26 protein-coding genes are annotated in these 25011 nt (G+C 70.0%); 15 read left to right on the top strand and 11 right to left on the bottom strand.

Translation table 11 applies throughout. The annotated features are described in order from the left end of the window. Positions 1–128 precede the first annotated feature (128 nt). Positions 129–2192, top strand: a complete 2064-nt coding sequence (gene paaZ / locus MKD51_RS02325; RefSeq protein ID WP_240237663.1) for a phenylacetic acid degradation bifunctional protein PaaZ — start codon at positions 129–131, stop codon at positions 2190–2192. A 100-nt stretch (positions 2193–2292) separates the two neighbouring features. Here the strand turns inward: paaZ and MKD51_RS02320 are convergent, their stop codons facing one another. After that, a complete protein-coding gene (locus MKD51_RS02320; RefSeq protein ID WP_240237661.1) occupies positions 2293–3171 on the bottom strand; it encodes a helix-turn-helix transcriptional regulator in 879 nt (292 codons plus the stop codon). 192 nt (positions 3172–3363) lie between these two features. Here MKD51_RS02320 and MKD51_RS16280 point away from each other — a divergent pair, with 192 nt between their 5' ends. After that, positions 3364–3726: a hypothetical protein gene (locus MKD51_RS16280; RefSeq protein WP_240237659.1), complete on the top strand. Its 363-nt coding sequence runs from the start codon at positions 3364–3366 to the stop codon at positions 3724–3726. Beyond that, positions 3723–4355: an NAD(P)H-binding protein gene (locus MKD51_RS02310; protein ID WP_240237657.1), complete on the top strand. Its 633-nt coding sequence runs from the start codon at positions 3723–3725 to the stop codon at positions 4353–4355. The genes MKD51_RS16280 and MKD51_RS02310 overlap by 4 nt, the downstream gene beginning before the upstream one ends. Before the next feature lie 104 nt (positions 4356–4459). Here MKD51_RS02310 and MKD51_RS16170 read toward each other — a convergent pair whose 3' ends face one another. The 4 genes from MKD51_RS16170 to paaI form a co-directional block, all read right to left on the bottom strand. Then, complete coding sequence (locus MKD51_RS16170; protein WP_346986684.1) at positions 4460–5152, bottom strand: transglycosylase family protein; 693 nt, start codon at positions 5150–5152, stop codon at positions 4460–4462. A gap of 316 nt (positions 5153–5468) precedes the next feature. Further along, complete coding sequence (locus MKD51_RS02295) at positions 5469–6089, bottom strand: TetR/AcrR family transcriptional regulator (RefSeq protein WP_240237655.1); 621 nt, start codon at positions 6087–6089, stop codon at positions 5469–5471. Positions 6090–6232: 143 nt separating this feature from the next. Then, the gene (paaK, locus tag MKD51_RS02290) at positions 6233–7546 is read right to left on the bottom strand and encodes a phenylacetate--CoA ligase PaaK (protein ID WP_240237653.1); all 1314 of its coding nucleotides are present in this window, start codon (positions 7544–7546) and stop codon (positions 6233–6235) included. After that, the gene (gene paaI, locus MKD51_RS02285; RefSeq protein ID WP_240237651.1) at positions 7543–7989 is read right to left on the bottom strand and encodes a hydroxyphenylacetyl-CoA thioesterase PaaI; all 447 of its coding nucleotides are present in this window, start codon (positions 7987–7989) and stop codon (positions 7543–7545) included. The genes paaK and paaI overlap by 4 nt, the downstream gene beginning before the upstream one ends. Positions 7990–8108: 119 nt before the next feature. Here paaI and paaA point away from each other — a divergent pair, with 119 nt between their 5' ends. The 6 genes from paaA (at position 8109) to MKD51_RS02255 (ending at position 12909) form a co-directional block, all read left to right on the top strand. Beyond that, positions 8109–9092 carry a 1,2-phenylacetyl-CoA epoxidase subunit PaaA gene (paaA, locus tag MKD51_RS02280; protein ID WP_240237650.1) on the top strand — a complete coding sequence of 328 codons (984 nt, stop codon included), beginning with the start codon at positions 8109–8111 and terminating at the stop codon, positions 9090–9092. 65 nt (positions 9093–9157) lie between these two features. After that, complete coding sequence (gene paaB / locus MKD51_RS02275) at positions 9158–9463, top strand: 1,2-phenylacetyl-CoA epoxidase subunit PaaB (RefSeq protein WP_240237648.1); 306 nt, start codon at positions 9158–9160, stop codon at positions 9461–9463. Next, complete coding sequence (paaC, locus tag MKD51_RS02270; protein WP_240237646.1) at positions 9460–10362, top strand: 1,2-phenylacetyl-CoA epoxidase subunit PaaC; 903 nt, start codon at positions 9460–9462, stop codon at positions 10360–10362. The genes paaB and paaC overlap by 4 nt, the downstream gene beginning before the upstream one ends. Then, the gene (gene paaD, locus MKD51_RS02265; RefSeq protein WP_240237644.1) at positions 10359–10868 is read left to right on the top strand and encodes a 1,2-phenylacetyl-CoA epoxidase subunit PaaD; all 510 of its coding nucleotides are present in this window, start codon (positions 10359–10361) and stop codon (positions 10866–10868) included. Before paaC ends, paaD begins: the two co-directional genes overlap by 4 nt. Before the next feature lie 15 nt (positions 10869–10883). Beyond that, positions 10884–12020, top strand: a complete 1137-nt coding sequence (gene paaE, locus MKD51_RS02260) for a 1,2-phenylacetyl-CoA epoxidase subunit PaaE (RefSeq protein ID WP_240237642.1) — start codon at positions 10884–10886, stop codon at positions 12018–12020. Between the two features lie 115 nt (positions 12021–12135). Then, entirely contained in the window at positions 12136–12909 is a 774-nt protein-coding gene (locus MKD51_RS02255) for an enoyl-CoA hydratase/isomerase family protein (RefSeq protein WP_240237640.1), read from the top strand. A gap of 144 nt (positions 12910–13053) precedes the next feature. On the opposite strand, the gene MKD51_RS02250 is transcribed toward MKD51_RS02255, so the two are convergent. Further along, a complete protein-coding gene (locus MKD51_RS02250; RefSeq protein ID WP_240237639.1) occupies positions 13054–14052 on the bottom strand; it encodes a hypothetical protein in 999 nt (332 codons plus the stop codon). Between the two features lie 176 nt (positions 14053–14228). On the opposite strand from MKD51_RS02250, the gene MKD51_RS02245 reads away from it, so the two are divergent. After that, positions 14229–14951 carry a DUF805 domain-containing protein gene (locus MKD51_RS02245; RefSeq protein ID WP_240237637.1) on the top strand — a complete coding sequence of 241 codons (723 nt, stop codon included), beginning with the start codon at positions 14229–14231 and terminating at the stop codon, positions 14949–14951. Here MKD51_RS02245 and MKD51_RS02240 read toward each other — a convergent pair. Both MKD51_RS02240 and MKD51_RS02235 read right to left on the bottom strand, forming a co-directional pair. Continuing rightward, positions 14921–15517: a phosphoglycerate transporter gene (locus MKD51_RS02240; protein ID WP_240237635.1), complete on the bottom strand. Its 597-nt coding sequence runs from the start codon at positions 15515–15517 to the stop codon at positions 14921–14923. The genes MKD51_RS02245 and MKD51_RS02240 overlap by 31 nt on opposite strands. 1 nt (position 15518) lies before the next feature. Continuing rightward, positions 15519–16463 carry an FAD-dependent oxidoreductase gene (locus MKD51_RS02235; RefSeq protein ID WP_240237633.1) on the bottom strand — a complete coding sequence of 315 codons (945 nt, stop codon included), beginning with the start codon at positions 16461–16463 and terminating at the stop codon, positions 15519–15521. A gap of 154 nt (positions 16464–16617) precedes the next feature. Here MKD51_RS02235 and MKD51_RS02230 point away from each other — a divergent pair, with 154 nt between their 5' ends. Continuing rightward, positions 16618–16926, top strand: coding sequence for a GNAT family N-acetyltransferase (locus tag MKD51_RS02230; RefSeq protein WP_240237631.1), 309 nt, complete (start codon positions 16618–16620; stop codon positions 16924–16926). A gap of 28 nt (positions 16927–16954) precedes the next feature. Here MKD51_RS02230 and MKD51_RS02225 read toward each other — a convergent pair whose 3' ends face one another. The 3 genes from MKD51_RS02225 to MKD51_RS02215 form a co-directional block, all read right to left on the bottom strand. Continuing rightward, complete coding sequence (locus MKD51_RS02225; protein ID WP_240237629.1) at positions 16955–19507, bottom strand: ATP-dependent Clp protease ATP-binding subunit; 2553 nt, start codon at positions 19505–19507, stop codon at positions 16955–16957. A gap of 167 nt (positions 19508–19674) precedes the next feature. Beyond that, on the bottom strand, positions 19675–20112 hold the full coding sequence (locus MKD51_RS02220) for a hypothetical protein (RefSeq protein ID WP_240237627.1): 438 nt from the start codon (positions 20110–20112) through the stop codon (positions 19675–19677). A 276-nt stretch (positions 20113–20388) separates the two neighbouring features. Beyond that, positions 20389–20928 carry a type 1 glutamine amidotransferase domain-containing protein gene (locus tag MKD51_RS02215; RefSeq protein ID WP_240237625.1) on the bottom strand — a complete coding sequence of 180 codons (540 nt, stop codon included), beginning with the start codon at positions 20926–20928 and terminating at the stop codon, positions 20389–20391. A gap of 94 nt (positions 20929–21022) precedes the next feature. Here MKD51_RS02215 and MKD51_RS02210 point away from each other — a divergent pair, with 94 nt between their 5' ends. The 4 genes from MKD51_RS02210 (at position 21023) to nrdE (ending at position 25001) form a co-directional block, all read left to right on the top strand. Then, entirely contained in the window at positions 21023–21808 is a 786-nt protein-coding gene (locus MKD51_RS02210) for a DUF4232 domain-containing protein (RefSeq protein ID WP_240237623.1), read from the top strand. A 396-nt stretch (positions 21809–22204) separates the two neighbouring features. Then, a complete protein-coding gene (nrdH, locus tag MKD51_RS02205; protein WP_240237621.1) occupies positions 22205–22432 on the top strand; it encodes a glutaredoxin-like protein NrdH in 228 nt (75 codons plus the stop codon). Positions 22433–22437: 5 nt separating this feature from the next. Next, the gene (nrdI, locus tag MKD51_RS02200) at positions 22438–22863 is read left to right on the top strand and encodes a class Ib ribonucleoside-diphosphate reductase assembly flavoprotein NrdI (RefSeq protein WP_240237619.1); all 426 of its coding nucleotides are present in this window, start codon (positions 22438–22440) and stop codon (positions 22861–22863) included. Then, positions 22851–25001: a class 1b ribonucleoside-diphosphate reductase subunit alpha gene (gene nrdE, locus MKD51_RS02195; RefSeq protein ID WP_240237617.1), complete on the top strand. Its 2151-nt coding sequence runs from the start codon at positions 22851–22853 to the stop codon at positions 24999–25001. Before nrdI ends, nrdE begins: the two co-directional genes overlap by 13 nt. Positions 25002–25011: the final 10 nt, after the last annotated feature.

Raw genomic sequence — 25011 nt, 5'->3', positions numbered from 1 at the left:
CGCCCCGCACAACGCAAGCCCGCATCCGCCGTGTCGCGCCCCCGCGGGGCGATCGGCGAGTTCCGCCCCGGTTCGAGCCGATCCGGCTTGCGTTGTGCATCGGGGTCCGCCGAGACGAGGAGCCGACGATGACCCGACTGCTGCCCAGCTACATCCAGGACTCCTGGTGGGAGCCCACCGACGCGACCGACGCGACCGTCGTACGCGACGCATCCACGGGTGATGAGGTCGTGCGCGTCAGCGCCACCGGTCTCGACACCGCCGCCGCGCTCGACCACGCCCGCATCGTCGGCCAGCACAGCCTGGCGCCCCTCACCTTCCACGAGCGCGCGATCCTGCTGAAGCAGTTCGCGCTCGCGCTCACCGAGCGCAAGCAGGAGCTCTACGGCCTCAGCTTCCAGGCCGGCGCCACCGCGAACGACGCCTGGGTCGACATCGACGGCGGCATCGGCGTGCTCTTCACCTACTCGTCGAAGGGCCGGCGCGAGATGCCCCAGTCGACGATCTACCTCGACGGCGCGGTCGAAGTCCTGTCAAAGGACGGCTCCTTCCTCGCCCGCCACATCTGCACGACCCTGCCGGGCGTCGCGGTGCAGATCAACGCCTTCAACTTCCCGGTCTGGGGCTCGCTCGAGAAGCTCGCGCCGGCGTTCCTCGCCGGCATGCCCACGCTCATCAAGCCCGCGACACCCACCGGCTTCGTCGCCGAGCACATGGTGCGCATCCTCGCCGAGTCCGGCCTGCTGCCCGCTGGCGCGATCCAGATCGTCAACGGCTCCGCCCGCGACCTGATGGACCACCTGCGGCTCGGCGACACGGTCGGCTTCACCGGCAGCGCCTCCACCGCCGACTCGCTGCGCCGCCACGACGCGGTGCAGGCCCGCGGCGTGCGCTTCACCGCCGAGACCGACTCGATCAACGCTTCCGTGCTCGGCCCCGACGCGACCGAAGGCACCCCCGAGTTCGACGCCTTCGTGCGCGGCCTCGTCACCGAGATGACCTCGAAGGCCGGCCAGAAGTGCACCGCGATCCGGCGCGCGATCGTGCCGACGGGCATGACGGATGCGGTGGCAACGGCCGTGCGCGAGCGCATCGCCGCGAAGGTGGTCGTCGGCGACCCGCGGGGCGAGGGCGTCACGATGGGGCCGCTCGCCTCCACCGAGCAGCGCGACGAGGTGCTGCAGCAGGTCATGAAGCTGCGCGAGGGCGGCGGGCAGATCGTGGTCGGCGGCGACGCCGGCGAGGTGCGGCTGGCCGACGGCTCGATGGGGCTGGCAGAGGACGGTGCCTTCCTGGCGCCGACGCTGCTGGCGTTCAAGGATCCAGAGGCGGATGCGCTGCACACGATCGAGGCGTTCGGCCCGGTCTCGTCGCTGGTCGAGTACGGCTCGCCCGAGCAGGCCGCCGAGCTCGTCGCTCGTGGCGGCGGATCCCTCGTCACCTCGGTCGCCTCGCACGACGCGGCCTTCGTGGCAGAGCTCACGCGCCGCATCGCGCCGCACAACGGCCGCATCCTGCTGCTCGACCGCGACGACGCGCGCGCCTCCACCGGTCACGGCTCGCCGCTGCCGATGCTCGTGCACGGCGGCCCCGGTCGCGCCGGGGGCGGCGAGGAGCTGGGCGGCATCCGCTCGGTGCTGCACCACATGCAGCGCACGGCCGTGCAGGGATCGCCCGCGATGCTGACGGCGGTCACCGGGGTGTGGCACACCGGGGCTCCGGCGTCGACCGAGCCCCCGCATCCGTTCCGGAAGTCCTTGGCCGAGCTGCAGATCGGTGATCGGGTGGTCTCGGAGCGGCGCGAGATCACCCTCGACGACATCGAGCACTTCGCCGAGTTCACCGGCGACACCTTCTATGCCCACATGGATCAGGCGGCGGCCGAGGCGAACCCGTTCTTCCCGGGGCGCGTCGCGCACGGCTACCTGCTGCTGTCGTTCGCGGCGGGGCTGTTCGTCGAGCCGGCGCCGGGCCCCGTGCTGGCGAACACCGGCCTCGACAACCTGCGCTTCATGACGCCGGTCTCCCCCGGCGACAGCCTGCGGGTCACGCTCACGGCCAAGCAGATCACGCCGCGCGAGACCGACGAGTACGGCGAGGTGCGGTGGGATGCGGTGCTCACGAACCAGCGCGACGAGACGGTCGCGCAGTACGACCTGCTGACCTACGTCGCGAAGACGCAGGCGGCCTGACCCGGCTTCTCAGGCGCGGCGAAGCACGGAGCAGAACGACAGCGCACGTGCCTACGCGACCGAGCAGTGCGCGGGCGCTTCGGGGGTCGTGCTCAAAGCACTACTTCCTGCTCGTAGTCCGCGCGTCCGCAGGGTCGGGCACGATGTCGTCGCCCGCAGGTGCAGCGTCGGCGAGCCCCCGAAGGATCCGGTCGCTGGATGCGTCGAGCGGGTAGAAGAACTCGAGCGCGAGCTCGGCGACGGTCACGTCGGCGGGAGTTCCGAAGGTCGTCATCGTGCTGAACAGGGTCAGATCTCCGTGCGGCGTGCGGATCCGGAGCGGCACCTGGATCGGGCTCTCGGGCAGATGCTCGGATTCCTGCATGCCCCGTGCCGGCGCAGGGTATGCCTCGACCTCTTCGTAGATGCGCCGCAGCTCCTCGTCGTCGGTGGCCTCGAGCTGGCGTCGAAGCTGGTCGAGCATGGCAGCTCGCACCTGGTCGGCGTTCGTCAGCGATGGGAGCAGCCCGTCGGGGTGGAGCACGAGACGGAACACGTTCGGCACGGGCGAGCTCAGCGCAGGCGGGCTGTCCGACATCAGCACCCGCATGCCCCGGTTGGCGGCGACGATGTTCCACGAACGGTCGATCGCGACGGCGGGAAACGGCTCGTGGGCCGTGAGCATGACGTCCACGGCCTCCCGAATGGCAGACATGCTCGGCTCGGACAACGGCGTCTCGCGGTAGGCCGGCGCGTAGCCGGCGGCGATCAGCATCCGATTCCGCTCACGCAGCGTCAGCTCGAGCACCTCGGCGAGCCGCGCGAGCATCTCGCGACTCGGCTGCGCGCGGCCGGTCTCGAGATAGGACAGATGCCGGGTCGAGACGTCGGCAGTGCTCGCGAGGTCGAGCTGGCTCAGGCGGCGACGGGAGCGCGCCGCACGCAGGAGCTCGCCGACGGTAGACGCATCCGCCCCTGCACGTGCTGCTCGATTCGGCATCGTCCCACGCTAGCCGGACGGCACGTCGAGACCATGACCTGTGAGGTTATTGATTCGCTAACCTCCGGCGTCGAGGGTGGACTCATGACCACATCGACCAGTCCCATGGACCATCACTCCGCAGCATCGAGCCCGCCTCACTCGCAGCATCGCCTCCGCAGGTCTCTGCGCATCGACGGATGGAGCACCGCGGTGTTCGGCGTCGTGCTGCTCGCCACCTCGGGCGCCCTGGCCGCCCCGCTCGGCTTTCCGACGAGCTGGTCGATCCCGTTCGGCGTCGCGATGATCGGCGGAGGAGCATGCGTGCTGCTCACCGCCGGCTACCCGGTGATCACGCGACGCGCGGCCGCCGTCATCGCGACGGTCAACGGCCTCAGCGCGATCGGGCTTGCGCTGTTGACCGTGAGCGGATGGATCCCCCTCACCGCGGCAGGAGTGGGCTTCCTCCTCTTCGGCGCGGCGCTCGTGGCCGTCTTCGCGACGGTCGAGCTGGTGGGCCTGCGCCGGATCGCCCCCGAGGCGCCGCTCGTTGCGCCGGCAGGCGGCACTCGGTGAGGATCACGATCTTCGGCGCATCCGGAAGAACCGGTCGCCTCATCGTGCGCCAGGCGCTCGACCGCGGTCACGACGTGACCGCCGTCGTTCGCCAGCCGGTCCGATTCGATCCCGCGCGCGCGAACCTTCGTGTCGAGGTCGGCGACCTCAACGACCCGACGACGCTCGAGCCTTCCATCTCCGGGGCAGACGCCGTGGTGTCGGCGCTCGGCCCGACCGGCCGCGACCGGACCGCCGCGATCTGCGCGCCCGCGACGCGCAGCATCCTCCGGACGATGGCCGACACCGGCGTGATGCGCGTGGTGGCCCTGAGCGCGCAGCCAGTGCTGCGCGGGGCGTCCGGCGAACCGTGGTGGTTCCGCGCGAGCGTGCTGCCGCTCGTTCGAGTCGTGTACCGCAACGTCTACGCCGACCTCGGCGAGATGGAGCAGACGCTGGCCCGCAGCGACCGCGACTGGACCGTGCTCCGGCCGCCCGCGCTCACCGACGGCCCCGGACTCGGCTCGTACCGGATGCGCGAGGCGGCGAACGTGCGGAGCATGCGCATGGCCCGCGGGGATCTCGCGCGAGCAGCGCTGGACGTCATCGATGACGTCGACACCCGGCGCCGCGCGTTCGGCGTCGGCTAGGAGCTGCCCGCGCGACCAAAGCGGCGCGTGGGCACGACAAACCGGTACCGAATGGCCGCCATGAGCTTCTGTGGCGACCATTCGGTACCGGTCTGTGGAGCGGACTACTCCGCGGGGAGGATGAGCTCCTGGCCGGCCATGATCAGGTCGGGGTTCGAGAGGGTGTCCTGGTTGACGGCGAAGATGCCGAGCCAGCCGCTCTCGACGCCCTCGGCCTCGGCGATCTCGAAGAGCGTGTCGCCCGACTCGACCGTGACGGACTCGTCGGAGGGCTCGACGTCGGGCAGCTCGTAGCTCGGCGCCGCCGGTGCGGCCGCGGCCTGCTGCGCGGGTGCTGCCTGCTCGGCCGGAGCCGCCTGCTCAGCGGGCGCGGCCTCGGCCGGCGCCGCCTGCTGCGAACCCGAGTCGACCGGCGTGCTGCTCGGCTCGGCCGAACCGCTCGCGCCGATCTGCGCCGAGCACGAGGGCCATGCGCCCCAGCCCTGCCCGGCAAGCGTGTTCTCCGCGACGCGGATCTGCTCGGCGCGCGAGGCGTCGGCCGGGTTGCCGCTGCCGCCGTAGGCCTCCCACGTCGACTGCGAGAACTGCAGGCCGCCGTAGTAGCCGTTGCCGGTGTTGATCGACCAGTTGCCGCCCGACTCGCACTGCGCGAGGGCGTCCCAGGTGGATCCGTCGGCCGCGTTCGCCGCGGTGGGCACGAGCACGGCTCCTGCGACGGTCGCGATGCCGACGGCCATGAGGCCGCCGACGTATCGCTTCGATCGGCGTGCGCCGTTGTTGGTCTGCTTCTTGATCACTCTGAACTCCGCAGCCCCGTCTCGGGCACGCACTGCGCGCATCCGACCGCCCGACCGGTTCGAATCGTTTCGATGACGCGAAGGACTCTTGGGGCGGACTCGACGGCCGTCCTTCGCGGTTCAAGCCGCCGACGCTATCAAAGATCACGATTGAATAACAATCGTGCAGACACGGCATGCCGTCGCGGGGCGATGCGCGCTATCCGCTAAGGCTTGACGCCGACCGCCCCGAAACCGGCACCGATGTGTTGCCGGTTCGCCTTCCGAGCGACGCGGAGGTACCGGAGATCTGGCGCCGAGCCTGCGGGCTCGCGGACTACAGCGAGGACGGCTCGCGCAGGCCGGTGCGCACGAGCTGCAGCACCGAATCGGCCAGCTGCTCGGGCGAGATGGGCCCATCCGGCCGGTACCACTCGACGATCGAGTTGACCATGCCGAAGGTCAGCCGCTCGGCGATGCGCGGCTCCATGTCGGGTCGCAGCGTGCCCTCGTCGCGCGACGCCTCGAAGAGCCCGCGCAGCTTGCGGTCGATCGCGCGCCGCCGCCGCATCGCCTCGAGCTCGATCGGTGTGTTGCCGCGCAGCCGCAGCAGCAGCGTCACGTAGGGCTTGCGCTCGCAGAGCACGAGCACGGCGCCGCGGATCACGAAGCGGATGCGGTCGACGACCGGTCCGGACGTCGCCTCGGGCGCGTCGAACACGGCTTCGAGAGCGTCGAGCGCCTGCGCGAGCGCGACCTCGAGCATCTGTTCCTTGGAGGCGAAGTGGTGGTAGATCGCAGACTTCGACAGCCCCAGCCGCTCGGCCAGGACGCCGAGCGAGGTGGCGTCGTAGCCGCGCTCGTTGAACGCCTCGACGACCACCTCGAGCATGGAATCGCGGTCGTAGCCGGGGCGGCCGCGGCGGGCGGCCGAAGCGACGGGCTCGGTGGTGGTCATCAGAGCATCATCTCAGTGCACCCGCAGGTCGAGGAGGCCGCGACCCGCAGGGTCGCCGCCGTCACGAGACCGCAGGCAGCGCCAGGGTCTCGCGACGCGTGCCGGCTTCGCCGGCGCGCTCCTCGACCTTGCGCGCTCCGGGCTCACGGTCGTGAGCCCTCCGCGCGCAAATCGTAGACACGCTTGTACTTGCCCTCGCTGCGCGGCAGCGAACCGGCCGGCACGATCTCCACGTCGACCGACGTGCCGATCCGCTCCTTCACGCGCAGCTTCAGGATCTCGGCGGCCGCCGTCGACACGACCGGCTTCACGCCCGGCGTGCACTCGATCTTCACGACCAGCCCGTCCATCCGCCCCCGCTTGACGAGCTCGAGCACGAAGTGCGGCGTGAGGTGCTCGATCTCGAGCGCGATCTCCTCGATCTGCGTCGGGAAGAGGTTCACGCCGCGCAGGATGATCATGTCGTCGTTGCGCCCGGTGATCTTCTCGATGCGCCGCATCGTGGGATGCGCGGTGCCGGGCAGCAGCCGGGTGAGATCCCGCGTGCGGTAGCGCAGCACCGGGAAGGCGGTCTTCGTCAGCGACGTGAAGACCAGCTCGCCCATCTCGCCGTCGGGCAGCACCTCGCCGGTCTCGCTGTCGATCACCTCCGGCAGGAAGTGGTCCTCCCAGATGTGCGGGCCGTCCTTCGTGACGACCGACTCGCTGCCGACGCCCGGCCCCATGACCTCCGACAGCCCGTAGATGTCGACCGCATCCAGCCCCATCCGACGCTCGAGCTCGAGCCGCATCTCGTTCGTCCACGGCTCGGCGCCGCAGATCGCGACCTTCAGCGACAACTCGCGCGGGTCGAGCCCCGCGGCCTCGAACGCATCCGCGATCGTCAGCAGATAGGACGGCGTGCACATGATCGCGTCGGGCTCGAAGTCGCGGATGAGCTGCACCTGCCGGGCGGTCTGCCCACCCGAGACGGGGATCACGGTCGCACCCAGTCGCTCGATGCCCGAGTGGGCGCCGAGGCCGCCCGTGAACAGCCCGTAGCCGTAGGCGTTGTGCACCTTCATGCCGGGGCGCACACCCGCGGCGCGCAGCGATCGCGCCACCACCTCTGCCCAGTTGTCGAGGTCGCCCTGCGTGTAGCCGACGACGGTCGGCCGGCCCGTGGTCCCGGAGGAGGCGTGGATGCGCACGACCTCATCCATCGGCACCGCGAACATGCCGAAGGGATACGACTGGCGCAGATCCTCCTTCGTGGTGAACGGCAGCCTCGCGAGGTCGTCGAGCGAGCGGATGTCGTCGGGATGCACGCCGGCCGCATCGAGCTTCGCCGTGTAGGTCGGCACGTTCGCGTAGGCGTGGCGCACGGTCTGCTGCAGGCGCGTCAGCTGCAGCGCGCGCAGCTCGTCGAGCGAGAGGCGCTCGCCGGCGTCGCGAAGGTCGTCGGATGCGATGGTCATGCGGGTCCTCCCGGTCCGGTCGGGGCTGTGCGGTTCGTCGTGAACGAGCGGCCGCGGAACTCGGCGACCGTCTCGCCGGTCTCGTCGACGATCGCGACGTCGTAGATGCCGTTGCGGCCAGAGCGCCAGCGCCGCTCGGCCGTGGCGGTGAGGGTCTGGCCGGCGTGCGTGGCCTTCGCGAAGGTGATGTCGGCGCCCGAGGCGACCGTCACGTGGTCGTCCTCGTTGCAGGCGTAGGCGAAGGCGGTGTCGGCGAGCGTGAACACCAGCCCGCCGTGGGTGATGCCGAAGCCGTTCACCATCGCGTCGGTGACCGTCATCGTCAGCACCGCCCGGCCGCGCTCGAGCTCGGCGATCTCGATGCCAAACGCCTCTTTCGCGCGATCGGTCTCGGCCATGATCGTGGCCAGCCAGGTGGTGTCTCTGCTCGTCTCGAGTGCCATGCGCGCTCCATTGCGTCTGCGTCCCGGATCGCGGCCCGTTGCAGGCCCGCGTCGCGCCAGTCTATACTTACTGAACGTTCGGTCACTAATTCCGAGCAGAACCGCAGGAGGAGTCGACGATGACGCTCACCGCACCCGACGCATCCGCCATGTCGGTCGCAGACGAGGCCGAAGCACAGGCGCACTTCGATGCCATCATCGAGGCCGATCAGCGCATCGAGCCGCGCGACTGGATGCCCGAGGCCTACCGCAAGACGCTCATCCGGCAGATCTCGCAGCACGCGCACTCCGAGATCATCGGCATGCAGCCAGAGGGCAACTGGATCTCGCGCGCACCGAGCCTCAAGCGCAAGGCCATCCTGATGGCCAAGGTGCAGGACGAGGCCGGCCACGGGCTCTACCTCTACTCTGCGGCGCAGACGCTCGGCATCAGCCGTGACGAGATGACCGAGCAGCTGATCGAGTCGCGCGCCCGCTACTCCTCCATCTTCAACTACCCGACGCCCACCTGGGCAGACATGGGCGCGATCGGCTGGCTCGTCGACGGCGCCGCGATCTGCAACCAGGTGCCGCTGTGCCGCGCCTCCTACGGCCCCTACGGCCGGGCGATGGTGCGCATCTGCAAGGAGGAGTCGTTCCACCAGCGGCAGGGCTTCGAGATCCTGCTCGAGCTGAGCCAGGGGACGGATGCGCAGCACAGGATGGCGCAGGAGGCCGTCGACCGCTGGTACTGGCCCTCCTTGATGATGTTCGGCCCGCCCGACGACGAGTCGCCGAACTCGGCGCAGTCGATGGCCTGGAAGATCAAGCGCTTCTCGAACGACGAGCTGCGGCAGCGCTTCGTCGGCATGCTCGTGCCGCAGGTCGAGGTGCTCGGTCTCACGCTGCCCGACCCGAACCTGCGCTGGAACGAGACGACGAAGAGCTGGGACATGTCCGAGATCGACTGGACCGAGTTCAACGAGGTGCTCGCCGGTCGCGGCCCCTCCAACGCGCAGCGCATCCAGCACCGTCGCGACGCCCACGAGGACGGCGCGTGGGTGCGCGAGGCCGCTGCGGCCTACGCCCAGAAGCAGGCGGCTGCGCAGCGTCAGGCTGCGTGACCCCAGCACCCGTTGGTCGAGGAGACCGCGGAGCGGCCGTATCGAGACTCGACGAAGGAGACCCCATGGCATCACCAGGCGACATCGCCGGCGAGGGCTGGCCGCTGTATGAGGTGTTCGTGCGCGCGAACCGCGGGCTGAGCCACGTGCACGTCGGCTCCCTGCACGCGCCCGACGACGACATGGCGCTGCGCAACGCGCGCGACCTCTACACGCGTCGCAACGAGGGTGTCTCGGTGTGGGTGGTGCGCTCGAGCGCGATCACCACGAGCGACCCCGACCAGAAGGGTGCGTTCTTCGAGAGCCCCGCCGGCAAGAACTACCGGCACGCGAAGTACTACGAGAAGAGCGCGGAGGTGCCGCACCTGTGAACGCTCCCCAGCCCCCGGCGACCGGTCGCGACGCCGCCGCCGTCAACGCCGCCTACGAGGCCGAGGCGGCCGAGGCGCACGGCGACGTCACCGTCGACGAGCTCGACCTCGCCGCAGAGCTCTCGGGCGTGCCCTCGGCGAGGGCCACCGACGACGTGGCCGAGTACGCGCTCCGGCTCGGCGACGACGCGCTGATCCTCTCCCAGCGGCTCGGCTGGTGGATCTCGCGCGCCCCCGAGCTCGAGGAGGACATGGCGCTGGGCAACATCGCCCTCGACCTGCTCGGGCACGCCCGCAGCCTCCTGCACTACGCGGGCACCGCATCCGACCGCTCCGAGGACGACCTCGCCTACTGGCGCGACGAGCACGAGTTCCGCTGCGCGTGGCTCTTCCAGCAGCCGAACGGCGACTTCGCGCACACGATCGTGCGCGGCCTCATCGCGGCGATCTGGATGCAGGAGCTCCACACCGCGCTGTCGACGTCGACGGATGCATCACTGGCGGCCATCGCGGCCAAGTCGGTCAAGGAGGTGGCCTACCACCGCGACCACGCCGTGCAGTGGACCCTGCGCCTCGCCGGCGGCACCGACGAGTCGCGCGAGCGCCTGCTCGTCGCGCTCACCGACACCTGGGTCTACATCGACGAGCTGTTCCGCGACGACGAGCTGCACGAGCGCCTCGAGGGCATCGTGCCGCGGCCCTCGAGTCTGCGCGCCGGCTTCGACGAGGTGTGGGATGCGGTGCTCGCGGAGGCGGAGATCACCCCTGCCGACTTCGTCGACAAGAAGATCGGGGCGTCCTCCGGTGGCGGCCGCTTCGGCAACCACTCCACGCACCTGGGCCCGCTGCTGGCCGAGATGCAGGTGCTGGCGCGCCGGCACCCGGGGGCGTCGTGGTGACCCGGCTGCTCGACGACCGAGAGACGCGGGAGCAGGAGGCCTGGCGCCTCGCCGCCACCGTCCCCGACCCCGAGGTGCCCGTGCTGACGATCGAGGATCTCGGCGTGCTGCGCGCCGTCGAGCTCGATGGCGATGCCGTGCGCGTCACGCTCACCCCCACCTACTCCGGCTGCCCGGCGATCGACCAGATGCGCGACGACGTGCTGCTCACACTCACGGCCGCCGGCTTCCGCGACGTCACCGTCGACTTCACGCTCAGCCCCGCATGGACGACCGACTGGATGAGCGAGGCCGGCAAGGCCAAGCTCGAGGCCTACGGCATCGCCCCGCCCACGCACCGCGCCGGCGAGCGCTCCGGCCCCATCCCGGTGATGATCGGCGTCAAGTGCCCGCGGTGCGGGTCCTTGCGCACCCGCGAGGTGTCGCGCTTCGGCTCGACGGCCTGCAAGAGCCATTTCGAGTGCCTCGCGTGCCTCGAGCCCTTCGACCACTTCAAGGTGCACTGAGATGGGAGCACGCTGATGGCGGCCGTCAACCTCGGCTCGACCGGGCTGGGCATCGGCTCGGCGCGCAGGCGCGGGCAGTTCCACGCGCTCGCGGTATCGCAGGTGCGGCCGCTCACCGCCGAGTCGGTCGAGGTCACCTTCGCCGTGCCCGACGCGCTGCAGGACGCCTTCGACTACGTCGCCGGCCAGCACCTGGCGCTGCGCGCCACCATCGACGGCCACGAGATGCGCCGCTCCTATTCCATCTGCCGCCCGCCGAGCGCGGGCTCGATCTCGGTCGCCATCAAGCGCGACCTCGGCGGCCGCTTCTCGAGCTGGGCCAACAGCGAGCTGCAGGCGGGCGACCGCATCGATGTGATGAGCCCGCAGGGCACGTTCATCTCGGCGATCGAGCAGCTCGACGGTGCGCACGTCGTCGGCATCGCAGCCGGCAGCGGCATCACGCCCATGATGGCGCTCGCGCACGAGGTGCTCTCGCGCTCGGAGACGTCGACGTTCTCGCTGCTGTTCTCCAACCGCTCGACGCTCGACGTGATGTTCATCGAGGAGCTCGCCGACCTCAAGGATCGCTACCCCGCTCGGCTCGCGCTGCACCATGTGCTCTCTCGCGAGCAGCGCGCCGCGCCGCTCATGTCTGGACGCATCGACCAGGAGCGCCTCGAGCGCATCCTGGCCGAGCTCATCCGCCCCGACTCGGTGGACGAGTGGTTCCTGTGCGGGCCGTTCGAGCTCGTGCAGCTGTGCCGCGAGGTGCTGACCGGCGCAGGGGTCGACCCGGCGCACGTGCGCTTCGAGCTGTTCACGACCGGCAGACCTGTCGACGCCGGCGGCGATCGAGGCCGCCCCGTGCAGGTCGAGGCCGGCCAGGACACCTGGACGCTCGACTTCACGCTCGACGGGCAGTCGTCGCAGGTCGAGAGCCCGATCTCGGCGCGGGAGTCGATCCTCAACGCCGCGCTGCGGGTGCGCGCCGACGTGCCCTTCGCGTGCGCGGGCGGCGTCTGCGGCACCTGCCGCGCCAAGGTCGTCTCGGGCAGCGTGAACATGACCGAGAACTACGCCCTCGAGCCCGACGAGATCGAGCGAGGCTACGTGCTCACCTGCCAGTCGCATCCGAAGACCGACACGGTCGTCGTCGACTACGACGTTTGAGTCTGCAGGACTCACCCTCGTGGTGAGTCCGGAAGACTCAAGGTCGAGGAGCGCGCCGGCGCAGCCGGCACGCGTCACGAGACCTCGCATGACCGAGTTGAGACGAAGGAGTCCCATGATCGAGCTCACCATCACCGACGACATCGCCGAGGTCGTGCTGAACGCACCCGAGAAGCGCAACGCCGTCGACGCATCCGCCCTGCAGGAGATCTCGGATGCGTACACGGCGGCCGAGCGGGCGGGCGTGCGCGCGCTCGTGCTGCGCGGGGAGGGGAAGGCCTTCTGCGCCGGTCGCGACATCGCGCAGGTCGACCCGCGCACCGACGACGCGGCCGGCTTCATGCGCGGATCGCTGCAGCCGCTGCTCGAGCAGATGGCGGCCTTCCCCGCGCCCACCTTCGCCGTCGCGCACGGCGCCTGCCTCGGCATCGGGCTCGGGCTGCTGATCGCGACCGACGTGGTCTACGTCGCCGAATCGGCCAAGCTCGGCAGCCCCTTCGCGGCGCTCGGCGCCACGCTCGACTCCGGCGGGCACGCGCTCTTCTTCGAGCGGCTGGGCGCGCACCGCACCTTCGACCTCGTCTACTCGGGTCGGCTGCTGTCGGGCGCCGAGGCCGTCGCCGCCGGGCTCTTCTCGCAGGCCTTCCCCGACGACGAGGTGCTCGCGGCGACGAGGGCAGCTGCGGCGCATGCCGCGCAGGGGCCGACGCTCGCGTTCCTGGCGACCAAGGAGATCATCCGCGGGCTGCGCGACGAGCGCCAGGGGCTGTGGCGATCGGTCGAGGCCGAGAACGCGGCGCAGGTCGAGCTGAGCCAGACGGCCGACTTCCGAGAGGGCTTCGCGGCCTTCCAGCAGAAGCGGAAGCCGGGCTTCACCGGGCGCGGCTGAGCCGAGCCGCCCAGCGCTGGCTCTTCCGCCGGGTGGATTCGGCGATCGAGACCGCGCCGTGGCGGATGCTCATGCGTCGAGCTCGATGTGGAGTCGACCCAGCGGACGCGCCTGCAGGCTCCCGGTGCGGATGCAGCACGTGGGCTACACCTTCAGCAGCCCTTGATCCCACAGGTAGATGGCAATGGCCGAGAGCACGACGAAGGCGCCGACGGCTACGGACACGATGATGATGACGACGCGCTTGTCGTCCCTGCGCAATGCATCACGGGCGGGACTGCGCCGCTTGCTCCGGCGACGCAGGAGATCCCAGACCGGGGAATCTGCCACAGACCGCGCAAGACCCTCGATGAGCGTGCGCTGCTGCTGCCAACGCCGATCGGAGCCGGACCCCAATGATCTGGTCGAGAACAGATAGAGGTAGCGATCCTTGATCTCGACGTCGTAGCGACGCCCGATCTGCTGCAGCAGATGCACCAGTTCGGGGGTGAAGAACGCGCGCGCGAGCTGCTCTTCGCCGTCTGCGACGAAGAGTCGGAACCGGCGTCCACCGCCCACGTCGACGAGTTGCGATCGATGCCACGCCTCGGGCGCCATGCGCACGCCGAGGAACCGGGAGAGACGCCCGAAGTCGAGCACCATGTGCGCCATGCGTTCGGGGAGCTGGATGGCGGCGAATGCGGTTCGCTTCGCGTTCGGCATCAGCCCCTTCCCGTGGGTGTCCACCGTCGTCAGCAGATGGCCGACCTCGACGGGAAGACCCTGCTCGACATAGTCGAGGACTCCGAAGCGATCGTGTCCGATGCCATGTTCAAAGGGCACGCCCGTGTACGGGCCGGGGCCCGCCTTCCACAGCGTGAATCGGCCGCCGGTCTGCTCCGCAGCACTCTTCAGCCTGGCAACTGCGGCCGGCGAGAAGCTGATCGCCTGCCCGAGGCACACCGCGAAGATCAACGCGGCGGGCACGAGCGCGATGACCAGTCCGGCGACGAACTTGCCCATCAGGACCAGCAGCACGATCGACACCAGCACGACCGTGCCGCTGATCGCCACGACGTACCACGGGCGTCGCAAGAGGGCGGCGATCTTCTCCCGCGCCTCTTGATCGTCCGTCGGCGCGCGCTTCGCATCGTTGTGCGTCACTTCCGTACCTCCAAGCACTCGCGAGCAGACACCCGGCCGAGCAACGCAGAGGACGCAGCAAGCCGGCGCTTCGCAATCATGAGTGTAGGAAGTCGTGGGGTCACGCACTGGCGGCAGGGCAGAGGTGCCCATCGGATCGGCACTCGAACCCGCTCGCCGTGGGGGACAATGAGAGCATGAGCCTCCCGAACGCCGTCCCCGTCGGCCAGCCGCAGCCCGGTACGTCGTTCGGCACTGCCGTCAAGCGGTTCTTCCAGGGCTACGTGGTCTTCCAGGGGCGGGCGAGCCGCAGCGAGTTCTGGTGGGCGCAGCTGTTCTGCACGGTCATCCTGCTCATCCCGATGGTGCTGATGTTCGTCGCGCTGTTCGGCATGGCCGCAGCCATGCTCGGCGCTGCGGCATCGCAGGACGAGCTGGCGATCATCACCGCTGCCACTGCAGGCCTGGGCGGCGTGACGCTGCTCTCGCTGCTGGTGACGCTGCTCTCGCTGCCGCTCCTGCTGCCCACCTACGCCATCATGTGGCGTCGCCTGCAGGACGCGAACTTCCACGGCGCCTTCGCGCTGCTCAGCCTCGTGGGCTTCGGCATCGTGCCGCTCATCATGTGCTTCCTGCCCAGCCGGCCGGAGGGCATCCGCTACGACCCCGCATACCGGGCGCAGTACGCAGCGCAGCTCGGCTACGGGCAGCCCGCGTATGGGCAGCAGTCATATGGGCAGCCGGCCTACCAGCCGCAGTCGGGGCCCTACGGGCAGCAGTCGTCGCAGACCGCGCAGCAGCCGCCGCTGTCGGGTCCGTACGCGCAGCCGCAGCCGTACGGGCAGCACCCACGGCAGGGGCCGTACGGCGAGCAGCCCTCCGCCGGCGCCTACGGCGAGTCGGGCACCGGCGGCGCGTAGCGCAGGTCCGCACGCTCTCTCGGCGCGTGCCGCGCGTCGAAGGCTCGCTCGTTCGGCGCCCACACCTCGCGCCACAGCGCGTCATGGTCGTCGCCCGCCTCGCGGTCGCGACGCATCCCCCGCACCGTCGCCGTCTCGAGCGGCACGTCGACCCACACCGTGAGGTCGAGCAGCGGCAGCAGCTCGGGGTGCAGCAGCCCCACGGCGTCGACGAGCTGGACTGCGGCCACCGAGGCGACGCGTGCTGGCTGCCGGCCGCCCGTGGCCCAGTCGACCGGCAGGAAGTCCGCCGGGCGCCCCGCACGCAGCGCCTCAAGCACCGCGGCGAGCTCGTCGCGGTGCAGGGCGAGCCAGTCGTCGCTGCGGTCGCGGCTGCCGAGCGGGTCGAGGAAGTCGTCGCCCCGCACCCGCGCGGCGTCGGGCAGCAGCGCCTGCAGGGCTCTCGCGAGCGTCGACTTGCCGGAGCCGCCGTAGCCCGCGATGCCGACGATGACCACCTCGCGCTGCTCGGCGAGGCGGCGGATGCGCTGGGCCAGCTCGGCGGGGCTGGTGACGGTGTCGGGCATGTCAGCGGGGAGAGACCAGCGAGGTGACGCGCTCGGCGGTGCCCCAGGACAGCGTCATGCCCGACCCGCCGTGCCCGTAGGCGGCGATGACCCGCAGGGCGCGGCCCGGCACCTCCTCGATGCGCAGCCGCTCACGGCCCGGACGCAGCCCCACGGCGCGCGAGAGGATCGGCTGGCCGGCGATCGCCGGCACGAGCGCCGTGCAGCGCTCGATGATCGCCGCCTCGATCTCGGGGTCGGGCTCGAGCGAGGTCTGGCCCGCCTCGTGCGTGCCACCCAGCACGAGGCAGTCGCGGCGCGGCAGCACGTAGGCGAGGCCGCCCGGCGCATCGTCGTCGATGCGGAACTCCCAGAAGCCCGGGTTCGCCACCCGCACCACCTGCCCGCGGATCGGCACCACCGTGTCGTCGTCGCCCAGCAGCTCGCCACCGCGCGCCCCCGCGGCCACGACGGCCGTGTCGAAGTCTCGTGCCAGGGCATCCACGTCGTCGACGACCCGCCGCTCGATGCGCGCGCCGAGCGCCTCGCACTGCGCCTGCAGCCACGGCAGGTACTGCGACATGGTCGCGAGCGGCACCCTCGTGCGCATGCCGGTCGCACCGGCCGGCAGCTCGCTCGGGTCGGCCGGCGAGGCCTCTGCCCACGCCGTCCATGCGCGATCGGGCGTGGGTGTGCGCTCGATGATGATGCCCGAGCGGATGTCGACGCCCGCGTCGGGATCGTCGGCCACGGCACGGAAGCGGCGCAGCGAGGCCCCGAGCATGGCGTCGACCGCTGGCGAGTGCTCGGCGGCGTAGGGGAACCAGACGGCGCCGGCGACCGCGGAGGTGGTCTCGAGCGGCTCGGCGTCGGTCAGCACGGTGACGTCGCTGCCTGCGGCGGCGAGCTCGTGCGCGATCGACAGCCCGATCACGCCGGCTCCGACGACGGCGATCCGGTGGCTCATGCTCCGAGTCTGCCGTCGTCAACCGGTTCCGCGGTAGTCCGACCCGATGCATCCGGTCACCGTGCCACGGGGCCGGTTGGCGGCGGCGCGCACAGCGCCGCGACGCGCCGACGGCTCATCGACACGCAGCAGCCCGACTCCGCACAATGGCAGGGTGCATACCGTCACCAAGCAGTCCGACCGCTTCCAGATCGATGTCGACGGCGAGCAGGCCGGCCTCACGCAGTTCGTCGACACCGACCAGCAGAAGCGGGTCTTCTTCCACACCGAGGTCGACGACGCGTTCGCCGGCCAGGGGCTCGCTGCCGAGCTGGTGCGGGAGGCGCTCGACGCGACCCGAGCAGAGGGGCTCTCGATCGTGGCCGTCTGCCCCTACGTGCGCGCCTACGTGAAGAAGCACGACGACTGGGCCGACATCGTGGTGCCCGCCGGGGCGGCAGAGCTCGCGGCGATCCCCCGCTGAGCTCGACCCCGCGGTTCGGCCCTCGCCGCTACTCGGCCAGCGGCTCGACGGCCTCGGCCACCGGACCCCCAGCGCTCACCCGCAGGGCGCCGTCGGCCACGTCGACGGTCACGGTGCCCTCGTCGAGCCCGCCCACGATGAGGTCGGCCACGCGATCCTCGACCTCGCGCTGGATGAGCCTGCGCAGCGGCCTCGCACCGAACTCGGGCTCGTACCCGTGCTCCGCCAGCCAGGCCAGCGCCGCATCCGTCACCTCGAGCCCGACGTCCTGCGCCCGCAGCCGGTCGCCGACGCGGTCGAGCAGCAGCGTCACGATCTGCTGCAGCTGCTCGGGCTCGAGCTTCTGGAAGAGCACGATCTCGTCGATGCGGTTGATGAGCTCCGGGCGCATCTGCTCGCGCAGCTTGCCCATCACCTTCGCGCGCAGCTCCTCCTGCGAGCCAACACCGCCATCGGCGTGGAAGCCGATCGGGCCCGACTTCGAGGCCAGGAACTCGCCGCCGAGGTTGGAGGTCATGATGACGACCGTGTTGCGGAAGTCGACCGTGCGGCCCTGACCGTCGGTGAGGCGGCCGTCCTCGAGCACCTGCAGCAGCAGGTTGAAGACATCCGGGTGCGCCTTCTCGATCTCGTCGAGCAGCACCACCGAGTAGGGCTGGCGACGGATCTTCTCGGTCAGCTGCCCGGCCTCGTCGTAGCCGACGTAGCCGGGAGGGGCGCCGATCAGCCGCGCGACCGTGTGCCGCTCGCCGAACTCCGACATGTCGAAGCGCACGAGGCTGCCCTCGGCGCCGAACAGGCTCTCGGCGAGCGCCTTCGCGAGCTCGGTCTTGCCGACGCCCGTGGGGCCCAGGAACAGGAACGAGCCGATCGGGCGGGCGGCGTCGCCGAGCCCGGAGCGCGAGCGACGCACGGCCTTCGCGACCGCGCTCACCGCATCCTCCTGCCCGACGACCCGCTGGTGCAGCTCGTCCTCGAGCACGGCGAGGCGCTGCTTGTCGCCCTCGGTGAGGCGCGACGCGGGGATGCCGGTGGCGCGCGAGACGACCTCGGCGATCGCGGCCTCGTCGACGACGCCCTCCTCGCCCGATCCCGACTCGATCGCCGACTGGATGCCCGTGATGCGGTCGCGCAGGCGCGTCGCCTCCTCGAACTCCTCGGCCTCGACGGCCTGCCGCTTCTCGTCCTCGAGGTGCTCGCGCTCCTTGGTCAGCGCATCCACGTCGACCTTCGCGCCCAGGCGCAGCCGCAGGCGCGCGCCGGCCTGGTCGATGAGGTCGATCGCCTTGTCGGGCAGGAAGCGGTCGCTGATGTAGCGGTGCGAGAGCTCGACGGCGGCAGCGATCGCCTCGTCGGTGTAGGTGACGCGGTGGTGCTCCTCGTAGGCCGACTTGAGCCCATCGAGGATGCGCACGGCGTCCTCGACGCTCGGCTCGGCGACCAGCACCGGCTGGAATCGGCGCGTGAGTGCCGCATCCTTCTCGATGCGCCGGAACTCGGCGAGGGTCGTCGCGCCGATCATGTGCAGCTCGCCGCGCGCCAGGCGGGGCTTGAGGATGTTCGCGGCGTCCATGCCGCCGTCGCCGCCACCGCCGGCACCCAGGATGGAGTGCAGCTCGTCGATGAAGACGATCAGCTCATCCTTGTGCTCGGTGATCTCATCCATCGCCTTGGTGATGCGCTCCTCGAAGTCGCCGCGGTAGCGGGTGCCCGCCACCATGGCCGTCAGGTCGAGCGCGACGACCCGCTTGCCCATCAGCGACTTCGGCACGGCGCCGTCTGCGGTCTCGCCCTCGACGATCGCGCGGGCGAGGCCCTCGACGATCGCGGTCTTGCCGACGCCCGCCTCACCGATCAGCACCGGGTTGTTCTTCGCGCGCCGCGACAGGATCTCGATCGTCTGCTCGATCTCGTCGGCGCGGCCGATGACCGGGTCGAGCTTGCCATCGCGGGCGCGCTGCGTGAGGTCGACGCCGAACTCGTCGAGCGTCGGCGTGGTCGAGCTCGGATCGACCGCCTTCGAGGGCTGCCTGCCCTGCTGCGCCTCGATCGCCTGCCGCTGCGCCTCCATCGCGCCGCGCTGCAGCGACTCCTGCGTGATGCCTGCCTCCTGCAGCAGCGCGCCGACGGGGCTGTCGCCCGCGACCAGGAACGCGAAGAAGAGGTGCTCCGGGTCGATGTAGCTCGAGCCATTGGCACGGGCGATCTGGTAGGCGTCGCGCAGGGCGCGCTGGGCGGATGCGGTGAGCGAGGGCGGGCCCTGCGTCTCACGTTCGCCGTCGGCCGGCATGCGCTCCTCGAGCATGCTGCGGAGCGCGTCGGCGTCGGCACCGGCGCCCTCGGCGGCGGCCGAGACCTGCGGCAGGTCGAGCAGCGCGTGCAGCAGGTGCAGCGCGTCGACATCGGCGTGGCGGTGCTCGCGTGCGTACTCGATGGCGGTCGCGATCACCGAGCTCATGCGCCGCGAGACCAGCCGCGAGAGGTCGATCGCGCGTTGCGCCGGTTGGCGCTGACCCTGCAGGATCCTCGCGATGAAGTCGTCGAACGACCCGTCGCCGACCGGTCCGTAGATGGCTGCCATGTGCATCCCCTCCGTGCGTTGAAAAACCTGAGTGCGCTTGACTCAAGTTAGAACACGGGACGCCCGTTCGCATTCCCCGTTCGCCACGGGCGAGCATGCTCCGACACGGCAGCGCCCCCGATCGGCGAACGATGCCGGTGCGGGGGCGCGTCTGCGAGCGATGCGCGTCAGCCGACCGCCTTCGTGACGAGCTGCGCGATCTGCTTCCGCACCGCATCCGTCACTTCCACGACCGCGAAGGACGCGGGCCACATCGCGCCGTCGTCCAGCGACGCGATGTCCTGGAAGCCGAGCGTGCCGTAGCGCGCGTCGAACTTCGAGGCCTGCTGGTAGAACACCAGCACCTTGCCGTCGCGCGCGTAGGCGGGGAAGCCGTACCAGGTCTTCGGGTCGAGCTCGGGGGCGACCTCGGTGACCACCTCGTGGATCATCTGTGCGATCTGCTTGTCGGGCTCGGGCAGGCCCGCGATCGTGTCGAGCACGTCCTGCAGGTCCTTCTCCTTCTTGCTGCCGCCCTTGCGGCCGGCCTGCTTGCGCAGCTCGGCGGTGCGCTCCTTGAGCGCCTGCTTCTCGAAGTCGGAGAGCTTGCCGTCGTCGTCAGCCATCTGCCTGTCCTCTCGTGTCGCGTGCGCCCTGCGGCGCTGACACCGATCATGCCGCGCGCGGGTCGATCGGCGCTTCTCCGATCCTGCGCGATTCGCGCGCCCGGCCCCGGCGCCCCGCGCCTGCCCGCCGCCCGCCGCCCGCCGCCCGCCGCCCGCCGCTCAAGCGAAACGGACCCGTTTCGCCGAACGCGACCCGGTGCACCAGGTCCGGTTCGGCGAAACGGGTCCGGAAGGGCGGATGCGGCGGGCCGCCTCAGGCGGGCGGCCGGCAGCAGGTCAGCGGGCGTGCGTGCCCTCGGCGAACTCCTCCAGGATCTTCGCGTTGAACGCCGGCAGGTCATCCGGCGTGCGGCTCGAGACCAGGCCGTTGTCGGTCGCGACCTCCTCGTCGACCCAGTTCGCGCCGGCATTCCGCAGGTCGGTCTTCAGGCTCGGGTAGCTCGTGATCGTGCGGCCATCGACGCCGCCCGCCTCGATGAGGATCCACGCGCCGTGGCAGATCACGCCGATCGGCTTCCCGGACTCGACGAAGTCGCGCACGAGCGCGACAGCGCCCTCATCCATGCGCAGGTGGTCGGCGTTCACGACGCCGCCGGGCAGCACGAGGGCGTCGAACGCGGATGCGTCGGCGCCCGTCGTGGAGGCATCCACCGTCTGCACGTGGCCCTTCTTGCCCTCGACCGAGCCCTCCTTCGGCGAGAGGAGCGTCGGCGTGCCGCCTGCGCCCTGCACCGCCTCCCACGGGCTGGTGAGCTCGGAATCCTCGTAGCCATCCGTGAGCACGAATGCGACGTTCTTGCCGGTGATGTCGGTCATGGTTCCTCCTTCGCATCGGAAACGCGGCCGACGGTACTCCCCGAGGCCGTGGCTCGCCAGGCGGCTCCCTGCGCGGCCGGATAGCGTCGGCGGCATGCCGAGCCGCCCCGACCCGACCCGCGCCGACGCCCCCGCCCGCGCTGCTGCGCCGTCGCGCCGCCGGGCCGCGATGCTCGCGATCGCCTGTGGCGCAGTCGTGGCGCTGGCGGCCTGCCTGCCGGTGCCCGACCCGGAGCCCGAGCCCACCGCATCCGCAAACGTCCCCGAGGACGGCCGGCCCACCGCCGCGCCCGTGCCGCACGAGAGCGAGCTGCCGCCGGGCTTCGACAGCCCGCCGGACACCACCGCGGCGCCCGACGAGGCGCTCACCGACGACGAGCTGACCGCGCTGCTGCGCGTGCCGGCCACCGCGGCCGAGCGCCCGGAGACCTGCGCGGTCGATGCTGTCGAGGCGCAGCTCTGGGGCTACGACGTGGCAGCCGGCAGCAGGTTCTCGACGCTGCGCGTGACGAACGTGTCGGATGCGCCGTGCACGGTCGCGGGCTTCCCGGGCATCGGCGCGCGGGGTGAGTGGGGCACCGCGTTCCTCATCCTCGGCGAGCAGAGCCCGATCGACTCGGGTGACGGCACACCGGTGTCGCTCGAGCCCGGCGCTGCCGCGAGCGCACCGATCACCTGGACGGGCTCGCTCGCCGGCGCCCACGACGAGCACATCTCACTGCTGGTCGTGCAGCTCGCGCAGGGCCAGGCGCCGCTGCGGGTCGCGCCCGTCATCGCTGCGGAGACGATGATCGGCGGCGACTGCGGCGCCCCGCACGAGGCGACGATGGATGTCGGGATGCTCACCACGGTGCGCGTCGGGTCGTTCAGCGGCGTCTGAGAGTGTGCGCCGGCAAGCCGAGATGTGGGTGGCCGCGCATAGCGTGATGGATGCGTCGGAAGGTCGATCGGCGCGGCGCACGAGCCGCCGCGCTCGCACCGCACGACACGCAGGAGGGCACCTGATGAGCGCGACGAACCACACCGCTGTAACTCCGCTCGGCGTGTCGCGTGAGTCGCTCCGAGCGCTCTGCACAGGCGCCTCCACACGTTCTCCACAGCAACTTCCGCGTCGTTCCGCGGCGGGAATGACGCCTGTGGAGTTCTTGTTGCATCAGATGTGGAGAAACACACCATCTAGTGGCCTTGATCGGCACCAGACCCCACATATAGTGGGAGCCCGGCTTCGGCCACACAACTTGTTCAGCACCACCACCCTCCACCAAGGAAGGCCGACATGACTGTCACCGTCTATTCCAAGCCCGCTTGCGTGCAGTGCACGATGACGACCCGTGCGCTCGACGCGCAGGGCATCGACTACCAGATCTTCGACGTCACCGCCGATGACAAGGCGCTGCAGACCGTCAAGGACCTCGGCTACATGCAGGCCCCCGTCGTGATCGCCGACGAGGACCACTGGTCGGGCTTCCAGCCCGACCGCATCAAGGCGATCCTCGCGGCCTGACCGCCATGCATTCGGCCGTGCTGGGCACCGCTGTGGCCGACCTGGTCTACTTCTCGAGCGTCTCGGGCAACACCGCCCGATTCGTCGAGAAGCTCGGCCGGCCGGCCGCGCGGATCCCGCTCCACGCCTCCGAGCCGCCGCTCGAGCAGCGTGAGCCCTACGTGCTCATCGTGCCGACGTATGGCGGCGGCGACGGCAAGGGCGCAGTGCCGAAGCAGGTCATCCGGTTCCTCAACGACGAGGAGAACCGCACGCACCTGCGAGGCGTGATCTCGGCAGGAAACACCAACTTCGGCGCGGGCTACGGGCTTGCTGGCGACGTCATCGCCAGCAAGTGCGGAGTGCCGCACCTCTACCGCTTCGAACTGTTCGGAACTCCAGACGACGTGCGCGTCGTCAACGAAGGATTGGATGCACTATGGCAACGGTGACGCCCGAGATGACGACGGGCAAGACGGCAGCGATGGACTACCACTCGCTGAACGCGATGCTCAACCTCTACGGACCGGATGGCAAGATCCAGTTCGAGAAGGACCGTGAGGCAGCGAACCAGTACTTCCTGCAGCACGTCAACCAGAACACGGTCTTCTTCCACTCGCTGAAGGAGAAGCTCGACTACCTGGTCGAGAACGAGTACTACGAGAAGGATGTGCTCGACCAGTACTCCTTCGAGTTCATCAAGTCGCTGATGAAGCGCGCCTACGGGCACAAGTTCCGCTTCCCGACCTTCTTGGGCGCCTTCAAGTACTACACCTCGTACACGCTCAAGACGTTCGACGGCAAGCGCTACCTCGAGCGCTACGAAGACCGCGTCGTGAACGTCGCGCTCGCGCTCGCGAGCGGCAACGAGACCCTCGCTGAGGAGATCGTCGACGAGGTCGTGAACGGCCGCTTCCAGCCGGCCACCCCGACCTTCCTCAACGCGGGCAAGAAGCAGCGCGGCGAGCTCGTCTCCTGCTTCCTCCTCCGCATCGAGGACAACATGGAGTCGATCGGCCGCTCGATCAACTCGGCGCTGCAGCTCTCGAAGCGCGGCGGCGGCGTCGCCTTCAACCTCACGAACATCCGTGAGTACGGCGCCCCGATCAAGCAGATCCAGAACCAGTCCTCCGGCGTCATCCCCGTGATGAAGCTCTTCGAAGACAGCTTCTCCTACGCGAACCAGCTGGGTGCCCGTCAGGGCGCGGGCGCGGTGTACCTGCAGGCGCACCACCCCGACATCATGCGGTTCCTCGACACCAAGCGCGAGAATGCCGACGAGAAGATCCGCATCAAGACGCTCTCGCTGGGCGTCGTCGTGCCGGACATCACGTTCGAGCTGGCGAAGAACGGCGAGGACATGTACCTCTTCTCGCCCTACGACGTCGAGCGCGTCTACGGCGTGCCCTTCAGCGACATCTCGGTGACCGAGAAGTACCACGAGATGGTCGACGACTCCCGCATCACGAAGACGAAGATCAACGCTCGCGACTTCTTCCAGACGCTCGCAGAGATCCAGTTCGAGTCGGGCTACCCGTACGTCATGTTCGAGGACACCGTCAACCGGGCCAACCCGATCGACGGTCGCATCAACATGTCGAACCTGTGCAGCGAGATCCTGCAGGTCAACACCCCGTCGACCTACAACGACGACCTCGACTACGAGTCGATCGGCAAGGACATCTCCTGCAACCTGGGCTCGATGAACATCGCGCTGGCGATGGACGCACCCGACTTCGGCCGCACGGTCGAGACGGCCATCCGCGCCCTGACCGCGGTCTCCGACCAGTCGGACATCGGCTCGGTGCCCTCGATCGCCCGCGGCAACGACATGAGCCACGCGATCGGCCTCGGCCAGATGAACCTGCACGGCTACCTCGGTCGCGAGCGCATCCACTACGGCTCCGAAGAGGGCATCGACTTCACGAACATCTACTTCTACACGGTGCTGTTCCACGCGCTCCGCGCATCGAACCTCATCGCTCGTGAGAAGGGTCAGACGTTCGACGGCTTCGAGCGCTCGACCTACGCATCCGGGGAGTTCTTCGACAAGTACACGCAGCAGCCGTGGAAGCCGGCGACGGCCCGCGTGCAGGAGCTCTTCGACACCGCTGAGGTCGCCATCCCGACGCAGGACGACTGGCGCGAGCTGCAGGCGCTGGTGCAGGAGCACGGCATCTACAACCAGAACCTGCAGGCCGTGCCGCCGACCGGTTCGATCTCCTACATCAACAACTCGACGTCGTCGATCCACCCGATCGCGTCGAAGATCGAGATCCGCAAGGAGGGCAAGCTCGGTCGCGTCTACTACCCGGCGCCGTTCATGACGAACGACAACCTGGAGTTCTTCGACGACGCATACGAGATCGGCCCGGAGAAGATCATCGACACCTACGCTGCGGCGACGCAGCACGTCGACCAGGGTCTGTCGCTGACGCTGTTCTTCAAGGACACCGCCACCACGCGCGACATCAACAAGGCCCAGATCTACGCATGGCGCAAGGGCATCAAGACCATCTACTACGTGCGACTCCGCCAGCTGGCGCTCGAGGGCACCGAGGTCGATGGCTGCGTTTCCTGCATGCTCTAGCAGCGGTGAC

Source organism: Agrococcus sp. ARC_14 (genome assembly GCF_022436485.1).
GTDB lineage: Bacteria > Actinomycetota > Actinomycetes > Actinomycetales > Microbacteriaceae > Agrococcus.
The sequence above is the reverse complement of the archived record's forward strand: the minus strand, read 5'-3'. Positions and strand labels throughout refer to the sequence as shown.